Origin of the sequence: Paenibacillus tabacirhizosphaerae, from assembly GCF_040812395.1 — a bacterium.
In the GTDB taxonomy this organism is placed as follows: domain Bacteria; phylum Bacillota; class Bacilli; order Paenibacillales; family NBRC-103111; genus Paenibacillus_E.
Window position 1 is genome coordinate 28,324 of the sequence record NZ_JBFNXH010000016.1, and the last position, 24,509, is coordinate 52,832.

A 24,509-nucleotide genomic window follows, 5' to 3' on the forward strand; every position below is an offset into this window, starting at 1 on the left:
ATAACAAAAAAACGCACCTGCTACTCAGCAGGCACGTTCTATACTTAGACTGGCATTGTCGGGGTCATACGACTTTTGGCTACTTTCAAATAGCCGTACATATTGAGAAACTCGCTGTCGGGAGCGAACCGAAGCTTCATGGAGCCAGCGGCTTCCTGAATGTAAGGACGCAGGGCAGAAGCGCCTCCCCCTATGACATAGAAACACTGAATGTCAGGGTACTTGCGCCAGCGCTTCTTGATCATTTCGATCATGCGCAGAGCTGCTCTACGGAAGTGCTGGTCCACAATCGGCCGGATATCGACTTGGCCTTCGCCAATCAGCTGAATCGTAAACTCCCGGTTTTTGACACGCTGGACCAGCTTAGCCCGGCTTGGGAAGACATACCCGTAAGCGTCCTCCACATCACGGATGATTGCGTCCAGGTACGTAGCAATGCCGATCTGCTCGCCATGGCTGAAATGATTGTCGATCGCCATTCGTTTGATGACTGGAAAATCTGTCGTTAACGCGCCGATCTCGCATACGCCTATGCACCCGTTGTAGATCTCCTCATCCTTCACTAGGAGACTATCGTGCGTCGCCAAGTGAAACATCGCGGCAGCACCTTCGATCGAAACGGCTACTTTTCGAATGGAAACTTTGATCTTGCGGTTGTGAAGCTGTGGCGTAGAGAGGAAGGTAACCTCGTGCTCGCCAACAAGTCTTTGTTCGAACAATTGGTTATATTTCGCATACGCACGTACAGGCAGCCCGGTTCCCAGCGTATACTCCACCTCGTCGGCGCTGCCGTATCCTGCGCCATGATTGCCGCCGTTCATCAAACCTTGATAGGCCAGAGCCGTTAAAGCCACGATGAGGGATTGGTCGGAAGCCGCTTTGTTATCGCTGTCCTCGAGTTCCAGATTGTCTTCATGCTCCAATGCCAGTTGGCCGACAAAATACCTTTGATTTCTTTGCGAAAGGGAAGGACTGTAGATCATGACATCCAAAGCCTTCCAGGGGGAATCCTCTTCCTGCAAAATATGCCTTTCGTAGCCAGGTGCGATGATATTCGGAATGACCAGCGGTTCTCTTGAACCATCCAGCACCAGTTTGATGCTGTCATTACCTATATCAATACCAGCAAGCTTATTCATAAGCGCCTCCATCCAACATATAACGTTTTCCTATTTTTTCTAAGTAAATTCGATCTATTCCGACAATAATCCTTCCTACTTTAGTCTCATTTTATATAGGACTCATTGGTGCTAAGAGGGTTTTTGACGAAATATGACGAATTGTAGAGAGTAGGACGTTACCAAATTCAACCATGACAGGAGAAAATATAGCCGTAATGAAGCTCAAATGGAAGCCAAAAAAGCTGACACTGGTCATCATTCCAGATGCCAATCAATCTGTTGTCAGGTTTCGTATTCCCCATCTGTTTGCTTATATAGCTGCTGCATGTTTCTCTGTGCTGCTGCTGATTTCAATCCTTACATATACCGTGCATACGCATACGGTCAAAACAGCCAATGCGCTTCAATCCAAGCTAAATGGCGCGAATCAGCAATGGAACGCGACGCTTACAAGCAAAAATCAAACCATTGAACAGCTCCAGAACGAAGTGATTCAACTCTCCCAACAAGCTGAGCTGATGAAAACTAAAATTGATGAAATGAAAAAATTGGAGAACGATCTGAAATCCATCGCACAGCTTGATACCAGCGAAACTCCTACTAAAGAACTAGCTGCTACTCAAAAAGGGCAACCCGAAACGGAAGCGGCAGGTGCCTCCAGTACGGCAGGCATGGGCGGCAGCCCGCAGCCGGCTTCCCAGGAAGAGATTATGAAGCTCGGCGAACAGACACTTGCTTCCTTCTCCGTTCTGGATACCGAAGTGAAAGAACTTCGGACAAGCCTCACCGAAACGAAGATGAAGGTAGCCGTTAAGCAGCAGCAGCTGCGCATAACGCCAACACTGTGGCCGACAGATACCAAAGTCGTCACTTCAACTTTTGGCTATCGTACCGATCCCTTTACCTTTCGTCCCAGCTTTCATTCGGGCATTGATTTCGGAGCCAAAGAAAATGATCCTGTTTACGCCACCGCTGATGGGAAAGTCATCTCCACAGGCCGGGATCAGTTTCATGGCAATAACATCGTCATCGAGCATTCCAAGGGCTTACGCACCTGGTACATGCATTTAAATAAAATTTTAGTCAATAAAGGGGACAACGTTGAAAAGGGGAATACGATCGGCCTTGTCGGTTCTACCGGACGCAGCACCGGCCCCCACATGCATTACGAAGTTCTCAAAAATGGAGCAAGCATCGACCCTAAACCTTATCTCAAAGCCATGCGAAAGGATGAATAACCATGTTTAAAAACAAAAAGCTTTCCATGAACCCCAATATGACGGACACGCTCATCGGGGAAGGCACCTCGTTCGAAGGCCGCATTAAATCTGAAGCCAGCCTTCGAATCGAGGGCAGTATTACAGGCGACATCGAGTGCTTGGGTGATGTCATCATCGGCGAGCATGGAAGTGTGAAATCCAATATTTCCGCTAGAGATGTTATTCTGGCAGGTACTGTTCAAGGCAATGTAGTAACCAAAGGCAAGCTGACGATTACTTCAACAGGATCGCTGAACGGGAATATTACCGCAGCCTCATTTATCATTGAAGAAGGCGGCCTGTTCCAAGGCACAAGCAAGATGGATACGAAAGTGCCGGATAAAGGGCCTCAAGGCGGAGAACCCGAGTATGGAAATAAACCGGCTCCTGTTGCAAACGGAGCATTTGGCGGCAATACCATAGCGATGTAAAATCCGTTCATCTCTGCCATGATTAGGCACTAAGAGCATCATCATGCTATAATAGTTGGAAATTCTTAATTTCTGACTGATGCAGGAGATAATCTTATGAGAGAACAAACGATTTTATTCGATCTGGATGATACGCTCGTTCACTGCAACAAATATTTTGATTTCGTCATCGATCAGTTCGTCGATCTGATGCTGACCTGGTTTTCCGGGCATAACCTGAAACCGCAGGATATTAAGCAAAAGCAGCTCGAGATCGATCTTGCGGGCGTTCAGATACACGGTTTTTTGCCAGACCGCTTCCCCAAATCGTTCGTCGAGACGTACCAATGGTACGCCATGCATTACAACCGTCCTGTTAGCAAGAGCGAAGAGTCTTGGCTGCTCCAGCTCGGCCATACGGTCTATGAATATACCGTTGAGCCCTTTCCGCAGATGAACGAAACGCTGGAGACGCTGCAGAATGCGGGCCACAAGCTATTTCTGTATACAGGCGGAGATGCTTCCATCCAGATGAAGAAGGTACGGGATTCCGGCTTGCACGATTATTTCGATGATCGCATCTTTGTGACCGTACATAAGACGCGAGAGTTTATGGAATCGCTGCTGATCGAACACCGTTTTGATCGGCGCCATACCTGGATGATCGGCAATTCGGTCAAAACCGACGTGCTGCCAGCCCTGCACGCAGGCATCCATTCCATCCATATTCCCGCCCTGCAGGATTGGGAGTATAACACAGGCAAGATTGATATCGCGCCCAAAGGTGCGTTTTACCAACTCACCTCACTGAACGAAGTGCCTGAAACCATTCAAGACTATACCAAAAAGACTGCCGTTTCCGATTAAGGAAAGGCAGTCTTTTTGGTATTAAGCCGCGATATCTCGCCGGCGGAATATTTCCCAAGAGAGCACGTTAAACAGAAGGAAGTAGAAGAGCAGCACCGTAATGGAAAAACCAAGCGTCATCCCTTCGGCAAGCGGTCTTCCCTCCAAATACGGCGTCAGGTCCGTGTTGGCGAACAGGAAATATTTTCCCCAGCTGTACCGGAGCAAGAAATAGGTGATGACCTGCCCCATGAACATGATGAAAATACTGATGCCAATCGCGAGTGAAGAGCTGCGGAATACGGTCGAAATCATAAAAGCGAGCGTTACAATCATGATGAGTTCGATCAGCTTATACCCATACGTCGCAAATACATAAAGCAGCATGCTTCCTTCATGAACCGTACCATCCGCGTTTAAAGTCAAATGAGGAAGGTTCAAGTTATGGAATCCATACAAGATTCCGTTCGCGATCCATGCACTAATAAACATCGTCACCAGCAGAACCGCCGCAAAGAGCAGCGTAGCCGCATACTTGGAGAAGAGAATCTTCGCTCGACTTGCCGGTCGAATAAGAAGCAGCTTGATCGTTCCCCAGGTAAACTCCCCAGCCACCATATCTCCCGCAATGATGACGGTGAACAGGGTCACGATCTGGATGAGATCTACCGCTCCTAGCACGCCTCCCCATAGCGTGTTCTGAGCAGGCGGCATATTATGATCGAGCGCATATTGCTGGAGTGTAATTTGATCCTTTAAGCCTTGTTTGAATTTCGCCGGCAACTCCGGATTCTCCAGCTCTTTCTGATTATGCTCGATCGCATCCTTCGCACCAGCTTTCCACTCATCCGTTTTACTGGAATCCGAATGGCCCAGCAAGGAGACGAAAACCACGATAACAATCAGCAATATCCCCAAAATCCATGTGCGCAGCCTGCGATATATTTTCATATTTTCATTTTGGATAAGTCTAAGCAATCTGATCACTTCCCGTCATTTCCAAAAATTGATCCTCGAGCGATTTCGTCGTCGTACGAATGCCGTACACGTGAATGCCAGCCTCTACGAAGCGTTTATTCCACTCCGCAATCAGCTTCCTGTCAAGGTTCATGACCAGCTCACCGCCTTGAACGGCTGATTCCAGTTGAAGTGCTGATTCAGCAAGCAGTGCGGCTGCCTGCTCCATCGGCTCTACCTCAAAAGCAACTCGTTGCTGCCCCTCAACGTCAGCGAATTCCTTGATCAGCCGAACATCTACCAGCTTCCCGTTCTGGATAATGGCGACACGGTCGCACATCAGCTCCATCTCCGAGAGCAGATGGCTGGACACGATGACGGAGATCCCGTCCTCCCGGGTGAGCTTGCGCAAATGGTCGCGCAGCTCGCGGATACCGGCGGGATCAAGCCCGTTCGTCGGCTCATCCAGGATGAGAACGGACGGCTTATGCAGCAGCGCTTGCGCAATGCCGAGCCGTTGGCGCATGCCCAGCGAATAGGTTTTGACCTTATCGTGGATGCGGTTCTCCATGCCGACGAGCGTGATTACTTCTTGGATGCGCTGCTCGTTGATGCCGGGAATCATTCTGGCGTAATGAACCAGATTATGATAACCGCTCAGAAACTTATACATTTCCGGGTTCTCAACGATGGCGCCAACATGCCGGATCGCTTGTTCAAAATGCGTTCGAATCGACTGCCCCCCGATCCGAATGTCTCCTTGCGTAATGGACATCAGCCCGACCATCATCCGGATCGTTGTCGTTTTACCTGCACCATTTGGTCCGAGAAATCCGAAAACCTCTCCCCTTGGCACATCGAAGCTCAGGTTATCAATAATCGTTTTGGAACCGATGCGTTTGGTAATATGTTCAATCTGAACAATCGGCGTTTGCGATTCTGTTTGCGTCATGGAATAGCCTCCTTCGCGTTAATTACAGAGTAGTGTATACATTCTTCTCTTCGTTGTGGCACGGGCCACACAGAAGTCACACGGGAAGTCATATCGGATTATGACCGATCTCACTATGGCATTTGCTCTTTTTTAGGTACAATGAGTATACAAAGATGAACGATAAGGGAGTCCTACTATGATACAAAGAAGACAATGGCATGGCGTGGAGTGGTCCCTTTTCATCGTTTTGACCGGCTCGACGATGCTTTCCTTGCTTTATGTGCTTTTGCATATGAGCGAGTTTGAACATATCTCTATCTTTTTCATGATTGCCTCAATTCTCCTTTCTTATGCCGCTCCTCTACTATTTTGGAGACCTAATTATATCAATGTCCCGCTCTATCCCTTAGCTGTCCTGCTTACGGGCGAGCCTCTACAAATCTATCTATCTTGGATGCAGCAAGAAGTCTACTTTATTATTAATTGCCCATTAATGGTCATTGGATTCCTCACTGATCGAAAAAATGCCTGGTGGATAGCCCCTGTCTTTCTCGTAGCCATGCCCGTCTCCTTTTTTTTCGTCCTTCATAATGGGATAAACATAGGGGAATTGTCTAGTGTGATCTTGAATTCCGTGCTCTTTTACGCGATTGGACTCAGCTTGCAGCGTGTTGTCACATCGAATGAGAAGACGGAAAAGCTTTTAGCAGAAAATCAGCGTCAGTACCAGCTCATTCATGAGCAAAATAATGCCCTGGAGCAGTATGCGAATCAAATTGAACAACTCACGCTGCTGGAGGAACGAAATCGCATGGCGCGAGAACTGCATGATACAGTTGGACACACGTTCACTTCGGTCATCATGGGCATGGATGCCGTCTCCTATCTCATCGAAGCTGCGCCGGAAAAAGCGAAAGAAAAGCTTGATGTGCTTCGGAACGTGACCCGCAACGGATTAGAAGAAGTGCGCAGCAGCATTCATCAAATGGTTCCGAGTGGCGACGACATGCTTCTGTCCCAGCAACTAACCCGGCTGGCCAATGAATTCGCCCTCCATACAGGAACCAAAATCTGCTTCAAAACAAACGGAAACGAGTTCGAAATTTCCAAACAGACCAAGCTTTCCCTAATCCGCTGTCTGCAAGAGTCTCTGACGAATGCCAAACGGCACGGCAGAGCTAACTCTGTTGAAATTAGTTTGACTTACGGGGATCATGAAGTCAGTTTGCGCATCGAAGATGACGGTATCGGTACCGAGCAGCTTAGAGCTGGTTTCGGCATTAACGCCATGCAGGAGCGAATCTCTGCCCTGCAAGGCACGCTGCAGGTAAGTTCAGCTTCAGGACAGGGCACCATCGTCTCCTGTTTGATTCCAGCTAGACGGATTCCCGCGTTGTAGCTCCCCGTTCTGTCCATGTGAAATGAGACATGATACAATGAGCTTATATTTGTAAATGCTTACGAAGATAGTTTTGCTATAGCAAAACTCAGTTAATGCTTACGATGCCAGTTTTCCTTTCGGAAAACTCAGCCAATGCTTACGAAGATAGTTTTGCTATAGCAAAACTCTTAGGAGGTCTCACCCATGAGCACAACCCCATTAAAGCTCCTTCTGGTCGATGATCAGGATTTGATTAGAGAAAGTTTGCATATTGTGCTCGACATGGATCCGGAGATTACCGTGGTTGGACTTGCGGAAAACGGCAATGCCGCCATCAAGCAGTGTGAAGAGCACCAACCGGACGTTGTCCTCATGGATATCCACATGCCCGTCATGGATGGCGTCGAGGCTACACGCCAAATTAAAGCTGCTTGGCCGCAGATCCGCGTCATTATCCTGACCACCTTTCAAGAAATCAGCTACGTCGTAGATGCTCTTGGCGCTGGCGCTGAGGGCTACCTGCTCAAAGCGATTCACCCGAAGGATCTAGCAGCAGGAATCAAGTGGGTGCATCAAGGCGGTACGCTCATCCCTCAGGACATCGCCAAAATGCTCGTTCAGCAAGCAAGAGGCATGCAGGAGGGATCCGCTCGTGATCCTGAAGCGAAAACGAGTGCTGAAGAGCCTGTACGCACGGATGCATATGGACTGAGCGAACGCGAAGTCCAGGTTCTTCACTGTATCGCTGATGGGCTCAGCAACAAGGAAATTGCCGAGAAGCTGTATTTGTCGGAAGGCACCGTCAAAAATTATATTTCCAGCATCTATTCCAAAATGGACGTGCGCGACCGCATCCAAGCCTCGAAAAAGGCGCATGAGGAAGGCCTGCTGTAACTTACGGACATAAGCAAAAGCCGCACTTCATTTGAAGTTGCGGCTTTCTTTTATTCAAACAGCTTTTCAATAAATGACTTTTTTCTTTTTCGAATCTTGCTATAGCTTTTCACCCTCGAATAGGTTGCCGGTTCCTCGCTTGGAGCGGAAGGAGCGGTCAGCTCACTCGCTGATAATTCTATCGCCTTCGGCTCATTTTCTTGCGAATTGTCCGGTTGGGTCTGCTCCAATCCTTTGGACAGCTCCAGATGGAGTTGTTGTTCAATTTGATACTTGAACTGCCGGAGCAACTGCTCTTGATGCTTATGCTGAGCTTGGAAATGCTCATGAAGCTGATCTTGAAGAGATTCCACTTGCCGACTGAGCAGCACGACCGCTTTTTGCAGAGAAATCAGATGTTGTGCGCCCATAAGCTCGTCCGTCCCAAACATCTGAACATCCTCCCCATTTTCAGCTAGCAGCGCATGCAGCTCAGCTGGTGTAATGAGCTCCTCTTTCTTCATGTGCTCTCCCCTTCATCCGCCCGATATTGGCTAATTGTTATTCAAGCATACAGCCTATTTTCTCTATTGTACATGAACCTTGTCAAATGTTCATCCTCTGAATCCATTTGACTCCAAAACAAAGCCATCTCGCACGGGAAAACACTATGTTCCATGAACAGCAAAAAGCAGCGGAGCCTCGATCCAGGGCAGCTCCACCGCGTTTCTTTCACGGATCCAAACAGTGGTTCCTTAGAAATGGCTGACCGTTTCGAACCCCCTCTTTATCGCGCTGCCTTTCATTCCGTTGGCATGGGTTCGGGATTGTCCAGAAGCCTCCCAACGCGCTTGAATCCTGGGCGCGCGCTGCTTCGCCGGCGCATGGCGGCAGTCAAACCCCACAGACTACGCTATGAAGGCGGAACTACATTGCGTTATTCCCCTGAATAGTCGTAATTTAAGCAGCGAAGAGGAACTACGATGCGTTATATTGCTGCTTGCACGTTTATAACCCTTAATTTCCTATGAATAGCATACTGTTGTTCCACGAATTAACCATAAAAGCGAATATGACTCCCCATAGCGCACCCAAGTTCCGCTTCCTTATGTCGGATAGGAAGAATACCTATCAAGGATAAGCAAATTTGTGCATATGCAGGTTAATTCGCGCAAAAAAAAGACTGCTTGCACATAGACATCGTCTACTTGCAAGCAGTCGTATTTGGAATTTATGGCAAATTCGACGACCCCATCAAAAAACGATCGACTTCGCGAGCCGCTGCGCGGCCTTCGTTGATCGCCCAGACAACAAGGCTTTGACCGCGGCGCATGTCGCCGGCTGCAAAGACGCCATTCACATTCGTTGCGAATGTGCCGTATTCCGCCTTCGCGTTGGAGCGCTCGTCTTTGACGACGCCAAGTTGGTCCAGCACCGTATTCTCCGGTCCTGTGAAGCCCATGGCGATCAGCACCAGCTGCGCTGGATACACCTTCTCGCTGCCCGGCACTTCAATGGGCACGAATGCGCCCTTCTCATTCTTCTGCCACTCGATCAGAACTGTATGCAGCTCTTTCAAGTTGCCATTCTCATCACCCACGAATTTCTTCGTGTTGATTAAGTACTGACGAGGATCATCGCCTTGCACCGCTGCCGCTTCCTGTTGGCCGTAGTCCACCTTGAGGACCTTCGGCCATTCCGGCCAAGGATTGTTCGCCGGACGCGTTTCCAGCGATTTCGGCATAATCTCGAATTGCGTCACGCTCTTGCACTTATGACGTAAGGACGTCCCCACACAGTCCGTTCCGGTGTCCCCGCCGCCGATGACAATCACATCTTTGCCTTCGGCAGAAATGAACTGCTGATCCGCGTGCTCGGAGTCCAGCAAGCTCTTCGTGTTTTTGCTTAGGAATTCCATCGCCAAATGAACACCGCTCAGCTCGCGTCCTTCAATGGGAAGGTCGCGCCCTTTCGTGGCTCCACCGCAAAGGACGATCGCATCGAACTCCTCCTGCAGCTTTTCAATTGGATAGTTCACGCCAACGTGAGCGCCGGTTACGAACGTAATGCCCTCGGCTTCAAGCAAATCCACACGGCGCTGGACATACTTCTTATCCAGCTTCATGTTCGGGATGCCGTACATCAACAATCCGCCTACGCGATCTGCGCGTTCGAACACGGTAACCCAGTGACCGGCTTTGTTCAACTGCGCTGCTGCGGCGAGTCCGGATGGACCGGACCCTACAACGGCAACCTTTTTACCCGTGCGGACTTCCGGAGGCTCTGGCGTAATCCAGCCCTCGGCGAAGCCTTTATCGATGATGGCCTTCTCGATGCTTTTGATCGTAACCGGTGTATCTTTCAGGCCGACTGTACAGGACCCTTCACACGGTGCCGGACAGACACGCCCTGTAAATTCAGGGAAATTGTTCGTCTTGTGCAGACGATCCAATGCCTCTCTCCAACTCCCGCGATACACCAGATCATTCCATTCGGGGATCAGATTGTTCACCGGACAGCCTGCTGCCATCCCGCTAATCAGCTTGCCCGTATGACAAAAGGGAATGCCGCAATCCATGCATCTGGCGCCTTGCGTTTGCAGCTTCTCGTCCGTCAGCGGAGTAGCGAACTCCTTCCAATGGCCAATCCGCAGCAACGGAGCGGCTTCAGTCGCCACTTCACGGCTGTATTCCATAAAACCTGTTGGTTTACCCATTGCGTTTATCTCCTCCTGAGAGTTTTGCTTTAGCAAAACTGGCATCGTAAGCATTAGCTGAGTTTTCGTAAGAAAACTTACTTGTAAGCATGTTCTGGAATTTTAGTTTCCGCCGACGCGGGAAACGTCTTTCATATTGGCCTCGAACGCGACCATGACGGCTTCCTGCTGACTAAGACCTGAACGTTTCACTTTCTCAATCGCGTCAAACATCCGTTTGTAGTCTTTCGGAATCACCTTAATAAATTTCCAAACATATTCATCCCAGTGGTTTAATATGCGATGGGCAACCGTGCTGTCGGTAAACGTGGCATGATGTTGAATCATCGTTTTCAGCTCATTCATTTCGTAAGGCTCTTCCAATTGCTCAAGATGAACCATTTCTTTGTTCACTTTGCCGGTGAACTCGCCCTTTTCATCGAGCACATAAGCGATACCGCCGGACATGCCGGCTGCGAAGTTGCGACCTGTAGAGCCTAATACAACAACGCGTCCGCCTGTCATATACTCACAGCCATGATCGCCTACGCCCTCGACAACTGCACGAACGCCGCTGTTTCTTACACAGAAACGCTCGCCGGCAATACCGCGAATATAAGCATCTCCATCCGTTGCGCCATAAAAAGCAGTGTTTCCGATAATGACGTTATCTTCAGGAACAAAGGTTGATTTACTGGAAGGGAAAATGGCCAGCTTACCGCCGGACAATCCTTTACCGACATAGTCATTGGCGTCGCCTTCCAAGGAAAGCGTCATCCCTTTCGGCACGAAAGCGCCAAAGCTCTGCCCTGCCGAGCCGTTAAAATGCAACCGAATCGTATCGTGCGGCAGGCCGTCCACGCCGTGGCGGCGTGTCACTTCACTGCCGACGATTGTACCGACAACGCGGTTGATGTTCGTAATCGGCACGATGGCGTGCACGTGCTCCTTGCGTTCAATCGCCGGCTCGCAAATCGCCAGCAGCTGCGTAACGTCAAGGGAGCGATCCAGACCATGATCCTGCTGCATTTGGCAGAAACGGCCTACATCCTCGCCAACATCAGGTTGATGCAGAAGCGGCGTCAGGTCTACGCCTTTCGCTTTCCAGTGCTCCACAGCTTGCTTTGACTCCAGCACATCTGTACGGCCGACCATCTCCTCGATGGTGCGGAAGCCTAGCTCAGCCATGAGTTCACGCACATCCTCCGCGATGAAAGTCATGAAGTTCACCAGATGCTGCGGGTCGCCCGCAAATTTTTTGCGCAGCTCCGGATTTTGTGTCGCGACCCCAACCGGACAAGTGTCCAGATGGCAAACGCGCATCATCACGCAGCCGATCGTAATTAATGGCGTTGTTGCGAAGCCAAACTCCTCCGCTCCGAGCAAGGCGGCAACGACAACATCGCGGCCTGTCATCAGCTTGCCGTCGGTTTCTACGACGATCCGGCTGCGCAGGTTGTTCAACACGAGCGTTTGGTGCGTCTCAGCAAGCCCGAGCTCCCACGGCAGACCCGCGTGGCGAATACTCGTCTGCGGCGATGCGCCTGTGCCTCCATCATAGCCGGAGATCAGGACAACGTCCGCTTTCCCTTTGGCTACGCCAGCGGCGATTGTGCCAACGCCCACTTCGGATACGAGCTTGACGCTGATCCGTGCCCGCGGGTTGGCATTTTTGAGATCGTGGATTAGCTCAGCAAGATCCTCGATCGAATAGATATCATGATGCGGCGGAGGCGAAATCAAACCTACGCCCGGGGTAACCCCGCGAACCTCGGCGACCCAAGGGTACACCTTCGTTCCCGGCAGCTGTCCGCCCTCGCCGGGCTTGGCGCCCTGCGCCATCTTGATCTGAATCTCGTCAGCATTGACGAGATAGTTGCTTGTGACGCCGAAGCGGCCGGACGCTACCTGCTTGATCGCGCTGCGGCGAAGGTCGCCGTTCGCATCCGGCGTGAAGCGCTCCGGATGCTCGCCGCCCTCGCCGGTGTTGCTTTTGCCGCCGATGCGGTTCATCGCGATCGCGATCGTCTCGTGCGCTTCCTTACTGATGGAGCCATAGGACATGGCTCCGGTCTTGAAGCGCTTAAAAATCGACTCGATCGGCTCGACCTCTTCGATCGGGATCGGCTGGCGGCCTTCCTTGAAGCTCAGAAGTCCGCGCAGCGCCATATATTTCTCATCTTCGCGTTGGATGAACTTCGCGAAATTTTTGTACATGCCGTAATTGTTCGTACGTACAGCCGTTTGCAGCGCATGCACCGTCTCCGGCGTATACAGATGCTCCTCGCCGTCCTTGCGCCACTGCAAGTCGCCGCCTGTATCAAGCACCCGGTCGCGTCCCTCCTGCTCGGAGAAAGCGCGATTGTGGCGAAGCAAAGCTTCCTGCGCCACGATATCGATGCCGATCCCGCCAACCGGCGTGAAAGTCCAAGTGAAATATTGGTCAACAAGCTCTTGGCTCAGACCAATCGCTTCGAAAATCTGCGCTCCGCGATAGCTTTGAATCGTAGAGATTCCCATCTTCGCGAGTACCTTCACTACGCCTTTGGTGACCGCTTTAATATAGTTGTAAGTCGCTTTCTCAAGGTCCACGCCGACAAGCTGCTTCCGACGGATCATATCATCCAGCGTCTCCAAGGCCAGGTAAGGGTTGATCGCTCCCGCTCCATAACCAAGCAGCAGCGCAAAATGATGCACTTCGCGCGGTTCGCCGGACTCCACAAGCAAGCTTACTTTGGTTCGCGTGCCTTGGCGAATCAGATGATGATGCAAGCCCGAAGTCGCCAGCAAAGCCGGAATTGGCGCATGTTTACTATCTACGCCGCGATCGGAGAGGATCAGCAGCGTTGCCCCGTCAGCGATCGCCTGATCGGCAGCTGCATACAAGGTTTGCATTGCGCTTTCCAAACCAGCTGTGCCGTGAGCAGCTTCGAATAGCGTAGGCAATGTCACCGTTTTGAAGCCATCGCGCTTGATATAACGAAGCTTCGCCAGCTCCTCATTGGAAAGGAACGGCGATTTCAACCGAATTTGACGCGCGCTTTCCGGCTCCGGGTTGATCAGGTTGCGCTCAGGCCCGATGGTTGTGCCTTGAGCCGTAATGATTTCCTCAAAGTTCGCATCGATCGGCGGATTCGTGACCTGTGCGAACAATTGTTTAAAATAGTTATAGAGCAGCTGCGGCCGATCTGACAGCACAGCGAGCGGCGCATCCGTACCCATGGAGCCGATCGGGTCTACGCCGGTTTTGGCCATAGGCTCCAATGTTTTGCGAAGCTGCTCGAACGTATAGCCGAAAGCTTGCTGACGCTGCAGCACGGTATCCTGATCGGAACCCATGACGATCTCAGCCTCTTCCAGATCTTCCAAGCTGACGAGATGCTGGTCAAGCCAATCACGGTAAGGCTGCTCGCTCGCGATACGGCTTTTGATCTCCTCATCCGCAACGATGCGTCCTTCCACCGTATCGACAAGCAGCATGCGCCCAGGACGAAGCCGCTCTTTGTGAACGATACGCTCAGGTTCGATATCCAAGACGCCGACTTCTGAGGCAAGCACGATCAAATCATCGCTAGTCACATAGTAGCGCGACGGGCGAAGACCGTTACGGTCAAGCACCGCACCAATGATGCTGCCATCTGTGAAGGCAATCGCCGCTGGTCCATCCCATGGCTCCATCAGCGTACTATGGTACTCGTAAAATGCTTTCTTCTCATCATCCATCGTCTCGTGCTTGGACCATGGCTCAGGAATCATCATCATTGCCGCGTGCGGCAGGGAACGTCCAGACAGCATGAGGAATTCCAGCGTGTTATCAAACATTTGCGAATCGGAGCCGTCGTTATCGATAATAGGAAGAATTCGTTTGAAGTCTTTGCCGAACAAATCGGAATCGCACATCGCCTGACGCGCATGCATCCAGTTCACATTGCCGCGCAGCGTGTTGATTTCTCCATTATGGATCAGGTAGCGGTAAGGGTGCGCGCGTTCCCAGCTCGGAAACGTATTGGTGCTGAAGCGGGAGTGTACAAGCGCGAGCGCCGAATCCACACGTTCGTCCTGCAGTTCCACATAATAAGCGTCAACTTGCTCGGGCGTCAGCATGCCTTTATAAACAATGGTTCTGCTTGACAAGCTTGAGTAATAGAATTGAATATCGCTATGTGTTAACTTGATAGCGTTTTCAGAAAGTTTACGAATGACATACAGCTTTCGCTCAAAATCCAGATTGCTTGACACGTCTGCACTTTGCCCGATAAACACTTGACGTACGAAAGGTTCAGCCGACTTCGCGGAATCTCCCAATGAATGATTGTCCGTAGGAACGGTTCTCCATCCTAAGAACTGCTGACCTTCTTCGCTCACAATGCGCTCAATGATATTCTCGCACGCTTGGCGAGCTTCCAGATCCTGAGGCAGATAGACCATACCTACACCATAGCTGCCCGCAGTCGGGAGCTTCATGTTCTCTTGCTGGCAAGCGGCTTGAAGATACGTATCGGGAATTTGCATCAGGATGCCTGCGCCGTCACCCGTATTCTTCTCACACCCTTGACCTCCGCGATGATCTAGATTGCAAAGTACGCGAAGCGCCTGTTTGACGATCTCATGCGATTTGACCCCTTTAATATTAGCCACAAAGCCAATACCGCAGGCGTCACGCTCAAACTGAGGATCATACAATCCCTGCTTGGGAGGTAACCCGTTTTTAGTCATGTTGTGCAACCTTTCTTTTCTGGTTTTTGGACATGCTTTTTCCAATGTACGCTTTAAAGTGTTAAATTGCCGCTGCGCAACATTTTCTATTTCACCAGGATGTTAAGGAATGCTAGTTCTTGAAATAGTCACAATATTTTTTATATTATATTAACACTTGAAATAGTATAGTTCAATTTAAAATTAGTTACGTTGAAAAGGTTTTCATACATTTCGTTTATTCCTAAGAAAAATCTGAGGCTGTGCCGCAGGTCCTTGTCTAAACCCATGCGCTTGAGCATGGGGAGGGAACTTGAATATGGGCTTCCAACCGCTATTAAAGTCGTGTTCCTTGAATGGACAAGGTGGTGCGAACACGCCTTTAAAGGCGGACGCTATCCACCTATTCCCCATGCACAGCGATATCGGCGGAACTACGATGCCTTATTCCACGGCAAACTCCCTTTTCTCCCCCTGAAGCGGAACTAGGGTGCGTTAAATGAGCGAAAACCGTGCCTACAACCCAGCATTTCCTGCTCATAACGCACGGTAGTTCCGCGAAACGTCCCTACAACCGAAAATACCGCCTCATAACGCACCCACGTTCCGCTCACCCGTGCAAAAAGACGATCTATCGCAGATCGAGGCGGTTTTCCGATGATCCAAACCGCTGTGGCACTTCCGGATCTTCTAGTCCATCCTGTAAAGGATTTAAACATTCTTAATTGTTAAAAAAGGTAACCGCTCCCCCTTTCTTCATATAGTATGCAAAATCGTCGGATCGCCTGAATGGGAAACAGGTAACCCGACGATTCGCTGGCTGTTCAGCGGTAGCTCCCCAGTGCCCATTGTAGGGCAAATGCAGCAATTCCCGCACATTCGCGGAGCGTATAATACGTAAGTGCAAGCGGGCGAATCTGTACCGGTTCTACCGTGGCTCGAATGCCTAAACTGCGCGCCATAAGCGAAGCGCGGTAGGCATGGAACCCGTGAGTCACGATAACCGCTTTCTCCAATCCCTTTTCTTTCATAATTGCTCGACTATTGCGTAAATTCTCTATCGTGCTTCTCGACTTGTCCTCAACCAGAATCGCTGTTTCCGGAATGTCCTTGTCCAGAAGGAATTTCTTCATCGTTTGCGCTTCGGATGGCTCACTCCCTCCAACCCCTCCCGTTACGATCAGGGTTGGCGCTAACCCGTTCCTATAAGCCTCCACCGCGACATCAAGACGTTCGCGCATAGCCGGACTCGGCTTGCCTTCCCAAACCGCAGCTCCGAGAATAATCATGCAATCGCTTGGCGTTCCATGCGAAGTTTTCCAAATATAGCTAACCTTCCAGCTCATCAGAGAAAAATAAAGAGCGGCGGTTATGAACAACGCGGCAACGAACCAAAGGCATATTTTGAGTTGTTTTTTCATACCCTCATGATAGCAAACTTTCTATGTTTCATGCTATGATAGCTAATACCGCTGCAAGGGAACGTGCATCCAGATTTTCACAGCCTAGGAGGATCTCAGTTTTGAGTATACAGCATACATTTTCTGCCGGAACGATCTGGGAGCCGTTATATCAATGGCATGTAACAGCCCATCCGGTTGAAGTAGAGCTTTTCCGGTCGCAGCCGGTTCGCCGTTTAAAGTTTCTGCATCATTACGGCGCATCGGCGCTATTTTCGCCCATGACCCATTCTCGCTACGAGCACACCGTTGGTGTGTGGTCGCTGGCGGTGCACTTTTTCCCAGATGATTCTATGCTGCGCATTGCTGCGCTTCTGCACGATATCGGCCATCTGCCGTTTTCTCATGCTGTCGAGCGGACGCTCGGCTACGACCACCATAAGCACACGGAACGATTGATTGAAACGGGCGTTGTCGCCGACATTTTAAACAAACATGGCATATCTCCCTCAGCGATCATTGCCCTTTTGAAACAAGACAGCCCTTTAACGAACAAAACACCCCTTATGGGTTTGGATCATCTCGACAGCTTTCTCCGTGATACCTATCACGCCGGACAATATAAGCTGCTGCCATCGGAACTCGTGCGAATGCTCCGTTTTCGCGGACATTTTCTTGAAGCTGACGAAGCTGCGGCTCTTGCGCTCGTTCATGCGGTTGTGGAGGATCATCGCATCTTTCTGCACCCGCACTTTCTCGCCATGGACGCTCTGCTGGCCAAAGCTGTGTCCCATCATTGCAAGAAACAAGCCGGCACGGTGAACCGCATTCCCGATCTGCTTGATCACGAATTGATCCAAGAACTTCGGCAAAGCGACAGCCGGACGGCCAGAGACATTATGAACGTGCTGTTGTATGAGCCACATCGCATTCAATTGATGCATGAACCTGTGCCTGGAAGCATTCAAGTACAGATTGGCAAATTATACAAAAAACAGCCGCTGATCGGTGATAAACCCGCTTCCGAAGCGAGCTTTAATGCCGCTCTCAAGCTATCGGAGCTTGACACGATGACTGCAACGTACTTTTTCACCATCTAATGCACCTGCAGAGAGGACTGGCCCCGCTTGGCAAAATTATATTTTCGTTATGGTACGATGAACAGTGGAAAATCTATTGAAGTCTTGCGCGTCGCGCATAATTACGAGGAACAAGGGAAGAAAGTCCTCCTCTTAACACCAGTGGTGGACACCCGCTTTGGGGCAGGGAAGGTTGCCTCCCGCATCGGTATGCAGAAAAGCGCGATCGTTGTAGACGAGAACCTCGATATGATTGAACTCGCGCACACGGAGCAGCCGAACTGCATCTTGGTCGATGAGGCGCAGTTTCTGAATAAAGAGCAAGTCGCACAGCTCATAGACATTGTGGATAATTTGAATATCCCTGTCATCGCATACGGTCTCAGAGCCGATTTCATGGGCGAGTTGTTTGAAGGCAGTACAGCTCTCATCGCAGTAGCCGACACGATTGAAGAAATTAAGACCGTTTGCTGGTACTGTGACAAAAAAGCAATTATGAATATGCGCTGCAAGGACGGGGAACCTATTTTCCATGGCGAGCAGATTCAAATTGGAGGCAATGAGAGCTACGTACCGGTATGCCGGAAATGCTATGCTTCCAGGAAAAAAGCGGCTTTAGCCGCTGAGTGAACGAAAGAAGACGGCAACTGCGTCTAATTGCTATTGAAGGTTTTACAAAGAAAGGTGAGTTCCTTGCGAAAAAAACGGATTTTGCTCTTATCCGAGGGTTTCGGTAAAGGTCACACGCAAGCCGCTCATGCGCTATCGGTAGAGCTCAGACAGAATTCTTCTGAGATCATTACCCGCGTCATTGAGCTAGGTGCGTTTCTGCATCCTACCCTAGCCCCTTGGATCTTTTCGGCATACCGCCGCACGGTTACTTCACAACCCAAACTTTATGGTATGCTTTACCGCAATCAGTACAAAAAATCGCTAAACCGTGTTGCAGCTCTCGCTTTGCATCGCATGTTCTACGCGCAGACGAAGGCGGTCATTGCTCAACTTAAACCGGATATGATCGTGTGCACGCACCCTTTTCCAAGCATTATTGTGTCCCGCCTGAAACGCGCCGGCCTGCCGATTCCGCTCTTTACCGTCATTACGGACTACGATGCGCATGGCACATGGATGGATCCGTCCATTGACAAATACTTGGTATCGACGCCGGCCGTTCGCGAGCTGCTGCTGGGCCGCGGCGTTTCTGAAACGCATGTTGAAGTGACGGGCATTCCCGTGCATCCGAGCTTCCGACAACAGCACAACAAAGAGCAAATTCGCCATGAATTTGGTCTGCAAGATATGCCAACAGTCATGGTGATGGGTGGCGGCTGGGGCGTCTTTAAGAAGGAAGAGAAGGATGAGCTCCTTACGTACATCGCCAATTGGAGCGAGCATATCCAGCTTCTAATCTGTCTCGGCACCAATGAAAAGGCCCGCGAGCAATTGCTGGAGGAAGAAGTGTTCCAGCATCCCCATGTTCATCTCATTGGCTTCACGCGCGAAATCAATAAGCTCATGGACATAGCTGACTTGCTCATTACGAAGCCAGGCGGGATGACATGCACGGAAGCCATGTCCAAAGGCATTCCCATGCTGTTCTACAGCCCTATTCCCGGGCAAGAGGAAAGAAACTGCGAATACTTTCAAGAGCAGGGCTATGGTCAACGAATCACCTCGATGGCCATGATCGACCATTGGTTCAAGCTGCTGCTTGAGCAATATCCCAAGCTGTCGAAGCGCAGGTCCGACATCCGCAGCGATCAGCAGTTCCGTGCGCAGGACTGCTCGAGCGCGATCATTCGATATTTGAATCTAGTGGACAAACGTCCGTATATACAGGCATCAACATCAACACCGCTCATACAATGGTAGTAACCATGTATAGGGCGGTGTTGATTTATGGAGCCTCTCCAACGATTAGGAAAACAGTCCATCTTTGCGTATCTGCTCCTATGGTTCGTCGGCAGCCTATGGATGATGGCGGTGCTTGACAGCGGGACGGTTCAAGGCAAGCTGCTTGGCGTCAACATGAATCTATACCGCGATTACGCAACATTCGGCTTCGCCGGCGCTTTGGGGGGAGCGTTATATGGGCTGCGCATGTTTCATGAGCACTACCATGACCTGACAACACAGTGGGTGTACTGGTACCTGATGCGTCCCGTGCTCTGCTTCGGTTCAGCCATCGTAACGATTATTTTATTCGAAAGCGGCATTCTGCTGCTGCAGGTAGGTGATTCCATGGCCGCTCGCATCAGCGTCGCGTTCCTGACGGGATTTGGTTATGGAAAATTTATGGAGAAAATCCGTGCGCTGACGAACACGTTCTTTAATGGCGGGGGTGGCGGCAGCGACAAGGGTGGAACTGGCGGAAAAACTGGCAGCAGTCCTCCGAAGTAAACCCGAATTACGGTACTCTCCTAACCTCCGTATCCAGCTAGCCGGCCATCTATGGTATTCGACAACGGCCATACAGCGCCGGAACACACGCCCAGATTCGCGCGTTAACAACCGCTAGTCGGTAGTTGAAGATCTTCTTATGCGCAGCCTTCCGCTAGTCAGCAGTTGCTGATCTTCCTATGCCCAGCCTTCCGCTAGTCAGCAGTTGCTGATCTTCCTATGCGCAGCCTTCTGCTAGTCAGCAGTTGCTGATCTTCCTATGCGCAGCCTTCCTTCTGCTAGTCACCCCTTGTTGCTAACACTGCCTAGAAGATTCCGTACAGTGATCACACCTTAGCTCGCGGAACTACAGTTCGCTATTCTCCTGAAAAGTCCCAATTATAACGAAGTCAGGGAACTACGGTGCGCTATTCAGGCATTTACATGCGAATCATCCTTCAATTCTCGCGAATAGCGCACTCACGTTCCGCGAAATCATCCCACAAGCGGGATTTGCGAACCATAACGCACCCCTGTTCCGCTCAGTCAGCATCAAGCACATCTTATCAGAAAAAGAGGCCGCGCCCTCAGCGAATACTCGCTGAAAGGCGCGGCCTCTTGCTCAATTCGGTGCATCGAAGGCATGCACCTTCGTCCAGTTGGCGCCACCATTGCTGGTGGTGTACATAACGGATGGCTGCACCGTATCGTTCGTGACCATCCAGCCTTTGTTCGCATCCGCCATGGCGAGGAGCGTCTCGCCATAGCCAGTGAGCGATTCCTTGCCGTTCACCCAGGTCTTGCCCCCGTCCTTCGTCCAGCCGACGGTGTTCGGCTTGTCGCAGCTCGGGCACTGGCCGCCCATGAAGGCCACTTCCGGACTTACGACATAAAGGGGACCGGGCTTCGTGCCGCTATTCTTCGGCCCTTTATTATCCCCTGTCGGGAACCCGGGTGCCGGTCCTCCGCCTGCGGTGCTGTTGGCGACCACCGTCTGCCAGTTTTTGCCGCCATCCTTCGTATGAAATAACGCGTACGACGTTTGGGTCATCCCCGAATCTCCAACCATTTCAATCCATGCGTCATTTGCGCCTGCAGACCGAATCATAACTCCTGTTAGCGGTGCAACCGTTTTCCGCGTCATCACGGTGCTCCAGGTTTTCCCGCCATCCTTTGTTCGTAATACGCTTATTGTATCTTTAACCTGCTTGGCCGCCCAACCATGATCTTTATCATGGAAATAAGCATCTCCCGTGATTCCTTCCGGCACCTTCAAGAATGTCCAATTCTTGCCGCCATCCATCGTCTTCGCATTTCCGCTAAACGCTTCTTGCTTGGTGACAAAATGCAGAAATGCGGAATTCGGCACCGTCCCTACCGCCACCCAATGCTGGCCCCCATCTGTTGTGCCCAGAAGCTCTTTGCCAACCGCAGCCCATGCCTCCTTACCGTTCAGTGCGTACAATTGCTGTACATCGCCCGACACTTCATACTGCACCTGCCACTTCACGCCGCCATCATCGGTTCGGGCAATCCAGCCCTTCCCGCCCATCCAGCCTGACTTGGCATCAGCTAGCCTGACGGCTGTTACAGTTCGCATATCAATGGCCGATGGCGCTTCACTTGCTTTGCCAGAGCCTGTCTCCGCCTTAGGCGTCGCCGTTACTGCCGGAGGCGTTGAAGATGAGGGTGCTGGAGTTTCGACTCCAGCAGAAACGGCGGGACTCACAGCTCCGCTTGTCGCTCCCGACGATCCCGACGATCCTTGACAGCCTGAAAGAATAAACACGGACAGCATCAACATCAGCATTGATCTTCTTATTAACATAGGACTGCACCATCCTTCCATTTCACTTGTCTTCCTATACAAATAGACGAAGGATCTCCTGAAAAGTTGATGATATTTTGGGATTTTATCCCATAGTAAGCCTCGAGACATCGTATGTCTCACCGCATTAAATTCCATTTCATATATTTTTTCCCGAAAATGGGTAAGAGGCCAACTGGCATCTACGCACAGCTGACCGAAGCATCCGATCTTTCATCTTTACTTTTCCATCGATAAAAGCTTTCGCATTTTGAGCAAAGTATCTGTTTCGGCTACAGGCGTGTTGACAGTTACTTGCAGATCGGGTGATTCGTTGACCTGAAAGGTAATATGGTTAAAAGATAACTGTCCTGCGATCGGATGATTAATCGTTTTCTGATCTTCAGGGCTGTCGAGCACGTCATGAAGCTGCCACCATTCGCTGAATTCGGCGCTGATTTCCGAGAGGTCGCGAATGAATTGATTCCACCTCGGTTCTTCCGTATGTCTTCCATAAAACGCCCTGAATTGTGCGAGGCGGCGTCTAGCTAGGCTTTCCCAATATTCCCCGCTAAGTTCCCGAACATAAGGCGATGTGAATACGCGCCAAACCGCGTTTCTCTCCATATCGGACATGACATTGTAATCGCCATAGACGGCACATGCCGCTTCATTCCAAGCCACGACGTCAAACCGGGAATTCATCACAAGAGCTGGCGTCGTTCCCAATTGATCCAGGAAGTCCTGCAAAGCAGGACTGACGATCGATTGCTGTGAATGTGCACCGGGAGGTATATGATGAAGCGCCAGCACATACAGGTGCTTGCTTTCATTGCTGTCCAGCTGAAGAGCGCGTACCAGACTTTCCAATACTTGCGCGGATACTTGAATATCTCTTCCCTGCTCCAGCCAAGTGTACCAATCCGCACTAACACCAGCGAGCATCGCTACTTCCGCGCGGCGAAGCCCCGGCGTTCTTCGCCTGATGCCACGTGGAAAGCCCGCTTGCTCAGGGGAGATTCTGGCCCTCCGACTCTGTAGAAACTGAGAGAGCTCCTTCAATCTTCCTTGATTCCGAGTATCCATATCCAAATGATCTCCATCTCTTTCAAGTCTAAAAAGCTATCGTAGAACTTTCTCTCCTAGGATAACTACGCTCCTAGCTCCTAGCTCCATACTCCATATAACCCTACAATTTCTATATGATACCATCTTCAGCTTGAGAAGGGAGTTTTTTTGCATGAAAAATAAAAAAGGTCTATTACTCCTAGGGATATCCCTAGGATACTTCATGGTGCTGCTCGACACGACAATCGTCTCTGTAGCGCTGCCGTCCATCCAAGATGAGCTGGGAGGCAAACTCTCCACGTTAGAGTGGATAACTAACGCTTACACGTTAGTATTTGCCAGCTTGTTGCTAACGATGGGGAGCCTCAGCGATAAGCTGGGAGGCAAGCAGCTGTACAGTATTGGCTTAGCCCTCCTTGGCCTCTCTTCTGTAATTATGGCCATCACCTCATCCATTAGCGTTCTGATTAGCATGCGCGCCGTTCTAGGCATTGGCGCCGCCGCCTTGCTCCCGTCCTCTATGACGCTGTTTTCGCACGGCTTCCCAGTACCCTCCGAACGTGCCCGAGCCATGGGCATTTGGGCTGGAGTAACTGGAGCCGCACTGGCTGCCGGTCCTGTTGTTGGCGGCTTCCTTGTTGATACGGTAGGTTGGCGAAGCATTTTCATGCTCAATGTACCCATCGCTTTGATCAGCTTTGGATTAGCGCGAGCTTTTATTAGCGAGACCCCCCGCCAGTCCCAGAAGAGTATAGACCTCCCGGGTCAGCTGACAGCCATGGCCGCTTTGGGCTTATTTACTTTCGCGCTGATTGAAAGCCAAACGTTAGGATGGCGCTCTCCTTGGGTGCTTACCACTCTATGCCTCGCACTACTTGCGGCTGCCTTGTTTATTCGGATCGAAATACGCGCCAGTCATCCGATGCTGCCTCTTCACCTCTTCCATATAAGAGCCTTGTCTGCCGGGATGTCCGCTGGGATACTGATTAACTTTGGATTCTCGGGCATTCTGTTCATCATGCCCCTGTTCTTTCATCATGTATGGGGATATTCGGCTTCGGTCACTGGGCTGGTCTTCCTCCCACTAACCCTTCCTACCGTTGTAGGTCCAATTATGGCTGGGAGAGTGGTCAGTCGAATTGGCCCCAAGCTCCCGATGACCTTTGGTTTTATCGCTACATCGGTTGGGGCGTTCCTTCTTGCAGCAGCAACCTTCTATCCAAAAGGTGGTGTCACAATGATTATCGCCATGGTGCTTCTGGGCTTCGGCAGCGCTTTTACGATTCCACCGCTTGTTACAGCAACACTCTCAGCTTCGCCGCAAGGCCAAACAGGCATTGTCTCCGGTGCGCTCAATACGAGTCGTCAGCTTGGCGCTGTGCTGGGTGTCGCCATTCTAGGAGCGATTCTGCACGGAAATTCTTCCTACTCTGCCGGTGCTCAGCTGAATCTCGCCATCACTGGCGTACTGCTGCTGGGTGGTTCGGTGCTTTCTTATCGGTACATGGGCATTCAACAGAAGAATAATTAAGAGCAGCTATTCAGTTATGGACCTCCTTTTGTCCAAATAAAATAGGCATGACACACACCAGTGACGAATACAAT

At 50.7% G+C, this 24,509-nt stretch carries 20 protein-coding genes; 11 read left to right on the forward strand and 9 right to left on the reverse strand.

Going from position 1 to position 24,509, the window contains the following annotated elements; translation table 11 throughout:
* Positions 1–44: 44 nt before the first annotated feature.
* A complete protein-coding gene (locus ABRS97_RS22335) occupies positions 45–1,139 on the reverse strand; it encodes a ParM/StbA family protein (protein ID WP_367818057.1) in 1,095 nt (364 codons plus the stop codon).
* 197 nt (positions 1,140–1,336) lie between these two features.
* Between ABRS97_RS22335 and ABRS97_RS22340 the strand changes: the two genes are divergently transcribed.
* From ABRS97_RS22340 to ABRS97_RS22350, 3 genes are all read left to right on the forward strand, one after another.
* On the forward strand, positions 1,337–2,359 hold the full coding sequence (locus ABRS97_RS22340) for a M23 family metallopeptidase (protein ID WP_367818059.1): 1,023 nt from the start codon (positions 1,337–1,339) through the stop codon (positions 2,357–2,359).
* A gap of 2 nt (positions 2,360–2,361) precedes the next feature.
* Positions 2,362–2,811, forward strand: a complete 450-nt coding sequence (locus tag ABRS97_RS22345; RefSeq protein WP_367818061.1) for a bactofilin family protein — start codon at positions 2,362–2,364, stop codon at positions 2,809–2,811.
* A 96-nt stretch (positions 2,812–2,907) separates the two neighbouring features.
* A complete protein-coding gene (locus tag ABRS97_RS22350; RefSeq protein WP_367818063.1) occupies positions 2,908–3,657 on the forward strand; it encodes an HAD family hydrolase in 750 nt (249 codons plus the stop codon).
* Positions 3,658–3,678: 21 nt separating this feature from the next.
* Here ABRS97_RS22350 and ABRS97_RS22355 read toward each other — a convergent pair whose 3' ends face one another.
* Both ABRS97_RS22355 and ABRS97_RS22360 read right to left on the reverse strand, forming a co-directional pair.
* On the reverse strand, positions 3,679–4,614 hold the full coding sequence (locus tag ABRS97_RS22355; RefSeq protein ID WP_367818064.1) for an ABC transporter permease: 936 nt from the start codon (positions 4,612–4,614) through the stop codon (positions 3,679–3,681).
* The gene (locus tag ABRS97_RS22360; protein WP_367818065.1) at positions 4,607–5,545 is read right to left on the reverse strand and encodes an ABC transporter ATP-binding protein; all 939 of its coding nucleotides are present in this window, start codon (positions 5,543–5,545) and stop codon (positions 4,607–4,609) included. Before ABRS97_RS22360 ends, ABRS97_RS22355 begins: the two co-directional genes overlap by 8 nt.
* A 178-nt stretch (positions 5,546–5,723) precedes the next feature.
* Here ABRS97_RS22360 and ABRS97_RS22365 point away from each other — a divergent pair, with 178 nt between their 5' ends.
* Together ABRS97_RS22365 and ABRS97_RS22370 are read left to right on the forward strand one after the other, a co-directional pair.
* Positions 5,724–6,926 carry a sensor histidine kinase gene (locus tag ABRS97_RS22365; RefSeq protein WP_367818067.1) on the forward strand — a complete coding sequence of 401 codons (1,203 nt, stop codon included), beginning with the start codon at positions 5,724–5,726 and terminating at the stop codon, positions 6,924–6,926.
* A 186-nt stretch (positions 6,927–7,112) separates the two neighbouring features.
* Positions 7,113–7,802, forward strand: a complete 690-nt coding sequence (locus ABRS97_RS22370) for a response regulator (protein ID WP_367818069.1) — start codon at positions 7,113–7,115, stop codon at positions 7,800–7,802.
* Between the two features lie 50 nt (positions 7,803–7,852).
* Here ABRS97_RS22370 and ABRS97_RS22375 read toward each other — a convergent pair whose 3' ends face one another.
* The gene (locus tag ABRS97_RS22375; RefSeq protein WP_367818070.1) at positions 7,853–8,305 is read right to left on the reverse strand and encodes a hypothetical protein; all 453 of its coding nucleotides are present in this window, start codon (positions 8,303–8,305) and stop codon (positions 7,853–7,855) included.
* Positions 8,306–8,458: 153 nt separating this feature from the next.
* Between ABRS97_RS22375 and ABRS97_RS22380 the strand changes: the two genes are divergently transcribed.
* Positions 8,459–8,734 carry a hypothetical protein gene (locus ABRS97_RS22380; RefSeq protein WP_367818072.1) on the forward strand — a complete coding sequence of 92 codons (276 nt, stop codon included), beginning with the start codon at positions 8,459–8,461 and terminating at the stop codon, positions 8,732–8,734.
* A 278-nt stretch (positions 8,735–9,012) separates the two neighbouring features.
* Here the strand turns inward: ABRS97_RS22380 and ABRS97_RS22385 are convergent, their stop codons facing one another.
* The 3 genes from ABRS97_RS22385 to ABRS97_RS22395 all read right to left on the reverse strand — a co-directional run bounded on the left by ABRS97_RS22385 (position 9,013) and on the right by ABRS97_RS22395 (position 16,592).
* Positions 9,013–10,497 carry a glutamate synthase subunit beta gene (locus tag ABRS97_RS22385; RefSeq protein WP_367818074.1) on the reverse strand — a complete coding sequence of 495 codons (1,485 nt, stop codon included), beginning with the start codon at positions 10,495–10,497 and terminating at the stop codon, positions 9,013–9,015.
* A 102-nt stretch (positions 10,498–10,599) separates the two neighbouring features.
* On the reverse strand, positions 10,600–15,192 hold the full coding sequence (gene gltB / locus ABRS97_RS22390; protein WP_367818076.1) for a glutamate synthase large subunit: 4,593 nt from the start codon (positions 15,190–15,192) through the stop codon (positions 10,600–10,602).
* Positions 15,193–15,995: 803 nt separating this feature from the next.
* Positions 15,996–16,592: a YdcF family protein gene (locus ABRS97_RS22395; protein WP_367818078.1), complete on the reverse strand. Its 597-nt coding sequence runs from the start codon at positions 16,590–16,592 to the stop codon at positions 15,996–15,998.
* A 101-nt stretch (positions 16,593–16,693) separates the two neighbouring features.
* On the opposite strand from ABRS97_RS22395, the gene ABRS97_RS22400 reads away from it, so the two are divergent.
* From ABRS97_RS22400 to ABRS97_RS22415, 4 genes are all read left to right on the forward strand, one after another.
* Entirely contained in the window at positions 16,694–17,671 is a 978-nt protein-coding gene (locus tag ABRS97_RS22400) for an HD domain-containing protein (RefSeq protein ID WP_367818080.1), read from the forward strand.
* 27 nt (positions 17,672–17,698) lie between these two features.
* A complete protein-coding gene (locus ABRS97_RS22405) occupies positions 17,699–18,280 on the forward strand; it encodes a thymidine kinase (RefSeq protein ID WP_367818082.1) in 582 nt (193 codons plus the stop codon).
* A 63-nt stretch (positions 18,281–18,343) separates the two neighbouring features.
* Positions 18,344–19,522, forward strand: a complete 1,179-nt coding sequence (locus ABRS97_RS22410) for an MGDG synthase family glycosyltransferase (protein WP_367818084.1) — start codon at positions 18,344–18,346, stop codon at positions 19,520–19,522.
* A 27-nt stretch (positions 19,523–19,549) separates the two neighbouring features.
* Positions 19,550–20,050, forward strand: a complete 501-nt coding sequence (locus tag ABRS97_RS22415) for a hypothetical protein (protein WP_367818085.1) — start codon at positions 19,550–19,552, stop codon at positions 20,048–20,050.
* A 601-nt stretch (positions 20,051–20,651) separates the two neighbouring features.
* Here the strand turns inward: ABRS97_RS22415 and ABRS97_RS22420 are convergent.
* A complete protein-coding gene (locus ABRS97_RS22420; RefSeq protein ID WP_367818087.1) occupies positions 20,652–21,857 on the reverse strand; it encodes a WD40/YVTN/BNR-like repeat-containing protein in 1,206 nt (401 codons plus the stop codon).
* A gap of 219 nt (positions 21,858–22,076) precedes the next feature.
* Entirely contained in the window at positions 22,077–22,922 is an 846-nt protein-coding gene (locus ABRS97_RS22425) for a helix-turn-helix transcriptional regulator (RefSeq protein ID WP_367818089.1), read from the reverse strand.
* A gap of 154 nt (positions 22,923–23,076) precedes the next feature.
* Here ABRS97_RS22425 and ABRS97_RS22430 point away from each other — a divergent pair, with 154 nt between their 5' ends.
* The gene (locus ABRS97_RS22430; protein ID WP_367818091.1) at positions 23,077–24,435 is read left to right on the forward strand and encodes an MFS transporter; all 1,359 of its coding nucleotides are present in this window, start codon (positions 23,077–23,079) and stop codon (positions 24,433–24,435) included.
* The last annotated feature ends 74 nt before the right edge of the window (positions 24,436–24,509 follow it).

Coding starts and splice junctions, on each gene's coding strand:
- ABRS97_RS22385 (WP_367818074.1), bottom strand. CDS start 10,497: ATGGGTAAACCAACAGGTTTTATGGAATACAGCCGTGAAGTGGCGACT.
- ABRS97_RS22335 (WP_367818057.1), bottom strand. CDS start 1,139: ATGAATAAGCTTGCTGGTATTGATATAGGTAATGACAGCATCAAACTG.
- ABRS97_RS22345 (WP_367818061.1), top strand. CDS start 2,362: ATGTTTAAAAACAAAAAGCTTTCCATGAACCCCAATATGACGGACACG.
- ABRS97_RS22350 (WP_367818063.1), top strand. CDS start 2,908: ATGAGAGAACAAACGATTTTATTCGATCTGGATGATACGCTCGTTCAC.
- ABRS97_RS22340 (WP_367818059.1), top strand. CDS start 1,337: ATGAAGCTCAAATGGAAGCCAAAAAAGCTGACACTGGTCATCATTCCA.
- ABRS97_RS22365 (WP_367818067.1), top strand. CDS start 5,724: ATGATACAAAGAAGACAATGGCATGGCGTGGAGTGGTCCCTTTTCATC.
- ABRS97_RS22425 (WP_367818089.1), bottom strand. CDS start 22,922: ATGGATACTCGGAATCAAGGAAGATTGAAGGAGCTCTCTCAGTTTCTA.
- ABRS97_RS22395 (WP_367818078.1), bottom strand. CDS start 16,592: ATGAAAAAACAACTCAAAATATGCCTTTGGTTCGTTGCCGCGTTGTTC.
- ABRS97_RS22420 (WP_367818087.1), bottom strand. CDS start 21,857: ATGTTAATAAGAAGATCAATGCTGATGTTGATGCTGTCCGTGTTTATT.
- ABRS97_RS22380 (WP_367818072.1), top strand. CDS start 8,459: ATGAACAGCAAAAAGCAGCGGAGCCTCGATCCAGGGCAGCTCCACCGC.
- ABRS97_RS22375 (WP_367818070.1), bottom strand. CDS start 8,305: ATGAAGAAAGAGGAGCTCATTACACCAGCTGAGCTGCATGCGCTGCTA.
- ABRS97_RS22370 (WP_367818069.1), top strand. CDS start 7,113: ATGAGCACAACCCCATTAAAGCTCCTTCTGGTCGATGATCAGGATTTG.
- gltB (WP_367818076.1), bottom strand. CDS start 15,192: ATGACTAAAAACGGGTTACCTCCCAAGCAGGGATTGTATGATCCTCAG.
- ABRS97_RS22360 (WP_367818065.1), bottom strand. CDS start 5,545: ATGACGCAAACAGAATCGCAAACGCCGATTGTTCAGATTGAACATATT.
- ABRS97_RS22415 (WP_367818085.1), top strand. CDS start 19,550: ATGGAGCCTCTCCAACGATTAGGAAAACAGTCCATCTTTGCGTATCTG.
- ABRS97_RS22430 (WP_367818091.1), top strand. CDS start 23,077: ATGAAAAATAAAAAAGGTCTATTACTCCTAGGGATATCCCTAGGATAC.